Annotated in this window: 4 protein-coding genes; 3 read left to right on the top strand and 1 reads right to left on the bottom strand. The window is 65.7% G+C overall.

Annotated features, from left to right (window positions below):
* Window positions 1-201: 201 nt before the first annotated feature.
* From BN2476_RS02385 to BN2476_RS02375, 3 genes are all read left to right on the top strand, one after another.
* A complete protein-coding gene (locus BN2476_RS02385; protein ID WP_087732567.1) occupies window positions 202-1,482 on the top strand; it encodes a THUMP domain-containing class I SAM-dependent RNA methyltransferase in 1,281 nt (426 codons plus the stop codon).
* Window positions 1,483-1,668: 186 nt separating this feature from the next.
* The gene (locus BN2476_RS02380; protein ID WP_087732566.1) at window positions 1,669-2,052 is read left to right on the top strand and encodes a VOC family protein; all 384 of its coding nucleotides are present in this window, start codon (window positions 1,669-1,671) and stop codon (window positions 2,050-2,052) included.
* A gap of 84 nt (window positions 2,053-2,136) precedes the next feature.
* Window positions 2,137-2,877 carry a helix-turn-helix transcriptional regulator gene (locus tag BN2476_RS02375; protein ID WP_438942853.1) on the top strand — a complete coding sequence of 247 codons (741 nt, stop codon included), beginning with the start codon at window positions 2,137-2,139 and terminating at the stop codon, window positions 2,875-2,877.
* A 79-nt stretch (window positions 2,878-2,956) separates the two neighbouring features.
* Here the strand turns inward: BN2476_RS02375 and BN2476_RS47935 are convergent.
* On the bottom strand, window positions 2,957-3,048 hold a 92-nt coding region (locus BN2476_RS47935; RefSeq protein ID WP_235850675.1), incomplete at its 5' end, for an NAD(P)(+) transhydrogenase (Re/Si-specific) subunit beta.

Below are 3,048 nucleotides of genomic sequence, written 5' to 3'. Positions count from 1 at the left end.
CGCACCTTCCGCACCTTCTGCACCTTCTGCACCTTCTGCACCGAACGCGGGGACGAAGGGCTGAGCACGCTCACGCGCGTGACGTGACGTGACGGTGACGCGCGCCGCGCACACGCGAGCGCCGACGCACGCCCCAACCCCGAGGCACAGCGAGGCGACCGCGTACAATGTCGCCTTGACCCACGCCTTGCGGCAACCTCCATGTCCTTCGAATTTTTCATCCCCTGCCCGCGCGGCCTCGAAGCCGCGCTTGCCGCCGAACTCGCCGAGATCGCCTCGCGTCATCTGAACGGTGCGCCGTTCACCGCCGGCGAGCAGGTGCCCGGCGGCGTGCACTTCAAGGGCGGCTGGGCAGCCGGCATGGCCGCCAATCTGCATTCGCGCATCGCGAGCCGTGTGCTGCTGAAGATCGCGCATCGTCCGTATCGCAACGAGCAGGACATTTATGCGCTCGCGCTCGAACAGCACTGGGAACAATGGTTCTCGGCGAACGAAACGCTGCGCGTCGACGTCACCGCGATCAAGTCGCCGCTGCGCAGCCTCGAATTCGCGACGCTGCGTGTGAAGGACGCGATCTGCGACCGTCTGCGCGACAAGACGGGCGCGCGTCCGAGCATCGATACGGGCTCGCCCGATGTGCGCGTATTCGCGTTCGTGACGGCAACCGACTGCACGCTGTATCTCGACACATCGGGCGAGCCGCTCTTCAAGCGCGGCTGGCGCCTCGACAAGGGCGCGGCTCCGCTGCGCGAAAACCTCGCGGCGGGCATTCTGCGCCTGACGGGCTGGACGCCGGGCACACCGCTGTACGATCCGATGTGCGGCAGCGGCACGTTCCTCGCGGAGGCCGCGCAGGTCGCGATGAACATCGCGCCGGGCGTCGATCGCCGCTTCGGGTTCGAGAAGTTCAGGCAATACGACGTATCGGCGTGGCAAGCGCTGAAGGTCGCCGCGCAAGACGCGAAGCGCGCGGCGCGCGCGGGCCGCGGCGATCTGCTGATCTTCGGCAGCGACATCTCCGACAACATGCTGGAGAAGGCGCGCGCGAATTTCGAGCGTGCCGGTTTTCCGGCGCTGCCGCTCAAGCAGCTCGACGCGCGCAACATGACGCCGCCCGTCAGCGAGGCGGGCATTCTCGTCGCGAACCCGCCGTATGGCGAGCGGATCGAGGTGCGCGGACGCGGCCCGCGCGGCGAGATACGCAATACGGGACGTGAAGAAGGCGGCTTCCGGCGTGCGGAAGCGGATACGGGCGATATCGCCGAATTCTTCCAGTCGTTCGGCGATGCGCTCAAGAAGCGCTTCACCGGCTGGCACGCGTTCGTGCTGACGTCGGATCGCAAGCTGCCGGGGCAGTTGCGCCTGCGCGAGTCGGCGAAGACGCCGCTGTATAACGGCGCGCTCGAATGCAGGCTGTTCCGCTTCGATCTGATCGCGGGAAGCGTGAGGCAGCGGCCAGCTGCCGACGAGCCGAAGGCGTAAGCGGTTTTTTCGCTTAGGCGGCTTACTGCAGCAGCTCATTCGAGTGAAAGAGAAAGCGGGCACAACGCCCGCTTTTTTATCGCCCATCACACGCGGCGTCGCGCAACGCTACTGACAGAACGGTGTCAGCAGCCCACCCGCACACTTCTCCTGCGCCATCCGGCGACCCATTCACAGGAGAACGTCATGTCAGCACAACCCAATCGCGCCATCGCCTGGTTCGAGATCCCGGCCGTCAACTTCGAGCGTGCTGTCCGCTTCTACGAGGCCGCGCTCGATACGACGCTGCGCCGCGAAGACTTCGGCATGCCGATGGCCGTCTTCAGTTACGACGAGCCGTCGACGGGCGGCTGCATCGTCCAGAGCCCGACCATGGAGCCGTCGTCGACGGGCTCGCTCGTCTACCTGAACGCGCGCCCGACCGTCAACGCGACGCTCGAACGCGTGAAGCGCGCGGGCGGCAAGGTCGAAGGGCCTGCCGTGCAGTTGCCGAACGACATCGGCTGGATCGGCTTTTTCACCGATACGGAAGGCAACCGCGTCGGACTTCATTCGAAGACCAACGAGTGATGCGTCGGCAGACGTGACCGCCATCATCTTGCGTGGGACGGGAGCAGGCGCTTAGCCGCCAACTCCCGTCGACAGGAGCGCGTCGTGCGGCGCTATCATCGCGGGAGATTCCCCGTCTATTTCCGCGAGACACCCACGATGACACGTCGCGCCGACCGCCTGTTCCAGATCGCCGAACTGCTGCGCGGCCGACGTCTGACCACCGCGCAGCAACTGGCGGATTGGCTGCACGTGTCGCTGCGCACCGTCTATCGCGACGTGCAGGACCTGCAACTGTCGGGCGTGCCTATCGAAGGGGAGCCTGGCATCGGCTATCGGCTGAGCCGCAGCGCGAGCCTGCCGCCGCTCACCTTCACGGCCGAGGAGCTCACGGCGCTCGCCGCCGGCGCGCGGATGCTCGAATCGTGGGGCGGCGAAAGCATGGCGGCGGGCGCACGCGGCGCGCTCGCGAAGATCGCGTCGGCGATGCCCGCCGACAAGCGCGCGACCATCGACCGCCTCGCGTTCTTCGCGCCGTCGTTTCATATCGACGGGAATGTCTCGGCGATCGTCGATACGCTGCATCGCGCGATCGACACGCGGCACGTGGTCAGCTTCGCGTATCAGGACAAGAACGGCGCGGCGACACAGCGGCGCGTGTGGCCGCTCGCGCTCGCGTACTGGGGCGCGCGCTTCACGCTCGGCGCGTGGTGCGAGCTGCGCGGAGACTTTCGACACTTCGCGCTCGCGAATATCGATGACCTGAAAGTGCACGAGCCGTTTCCCGATGTAGAGGGAAGACGGCTCGCGGATTTCATGCGCAGCATCGGTGTGAAGCCGCGCTGAGCGAATTGTCGTGATACTGGATCGTGACACTTGATGAAGCGTGCGAGGCGCCTTTGAAAGCGCCCCGCAACGCACTTCATCACTCGACGGACTTCACCATGTCTTCGATCACCTTCTTCGCATCGCCGAAGACCATCATGGTCTTGTCCATATAGAAGAGATCGTTGTCGA

The organism is Paraburkholderia piptadeniae (genome assembly GCF_900007165.1).
Taxonomy (GTDB): Bacteria; Pseudomonadota; Gammaproteobacteria; order Burkholderiales; family Burkholderiaceae; genus Paraburkholderia; species Paraburkholderia piptadeniae.
This window is presented reverse-complemented; position numbering and strand designations above follow the sequence as displayed.

Coding starts and splice junctions, on each gene's coding strand:
- BN2476_RS02385 (WP_087732567.1), top strand. CDS start 202: ATGTCCTTCGAATTTTTCATCCCCTGCCCGCGCGGCCTCGAAGCCGCG.
- BN2476_RS02380 (WP_087732566.1), top strand. CDS start 1,669: ATGTCAGCACAACCCAATCGCGCCATCGCCTGGTTCGAGATCCCGGCC.